This window comes from Oleiphilus sp. HI0125 (genome assembly GCF_001635355.1).
This window is the reverse complement of sequence record NZ_LWGF01001520.1, coordinates 1-1,073: the sequence shown is the minus strand read 5'-3', so window position 1 is coordinate 1,073 and position 1,073 is coordinate 1. Positions and strand designations below refer to the sequence as shown.

General features: G+C 40.1%; 1 protein-coding gene. It reads left to right on the top strand.

Features of this window, described 5'->3' with window-relative positions; translation table 11 throughout:
• Window positions 1-17 precede the first annotated feature (17 nt).
• The coding region (locus tag A3762_RS25470) for an integrase (protein ID WP_068758206.1) at window positions 18-1,073 on the top strand (1,056 nt) is incomplete at its 3' end.

Genomic DNA, 1,073 nt, shown 5'->3' with positions numbered 1-1,073 from the left:
CAAAAAAATAACATGCTATGCCCGTATCAACGCCGTTTCCTTTGTTTCCTACATATGATGAATTAAAAGATGTTCGTCTAGATGATTTTCCCGAACTCAATACCTATTTAGAAAAGTCTGATAAATGGAAACGCAATGCATGGCAATGGGGTCAAGAATTTTTGTCTTATATTGGTCGCAACAAATCTCAGCATACTTACACACGTTTTCGTTCAGAACTCGAAAAGTTTTTATTGTGGTCATTTCTTGTATCCGATAAGCCAATTGATGAGCTGCGCAAATCAGACATCCTTGCTTATGCAGATTTCTTTTGGCAACCGCCGTTAAATTGGATTTGCTTTGTGAATCACGAGAAATATCGTTTCTCTAACGGTGTGTTTGAAATCAATCCCGAATGGGCTCCATTTCGATTAGTTCAAGCTAAAGGCGATCAGTCCAAGCCAGATAAAAAATTATATCGTCCATCGCAGCAAACCTTGCACGCAATGTTTACAGCTTTAAATGCGTTCTATAAACATATGATGGATGAAGAGATTTGTTACGGAAATCCGGTTCAAGTTGCTAAAAAAGACTGCAAGTATTTTATAAAAGACGCACAAGTTAAAGACGTGAAACGTCTGAGTGAAGATCAATGGCAATATTTGCTTGATGTCGCTGAAAAAATGGCCAATGACGACTCAAAGTATGAGCGGAATTTATTTCTCATTGCGTCCTTAAAAACCTTATTTTTACGAATTTCAGAGTTCTCAGAACGCGCAGACTGGGTCCCAACAATGGGACATTTCTGGAAAGATAATGATGATAATTGGTGGTTAAAAGTATATGGAAAAGGTCGAAAGTTACGGGACGTCACCGTTCCACCAAGCTTTATTCCATATTTAAAGCGATATCGAGCGTCTAGAGGATTAAACAGTCTTCCTGTATTGGGAGAAACGCACCCTATTATTGCGAAGATTCGTGGCCGCAATGGTATGACGGCTCGCCAATTATCGAGGTTGGTACAAGAGGTTTTTGACCAGGCTTTTGAAGCGATGCGCTTAAGCCATGGCGAAGAGGCAGCGGCACGTTTTCAG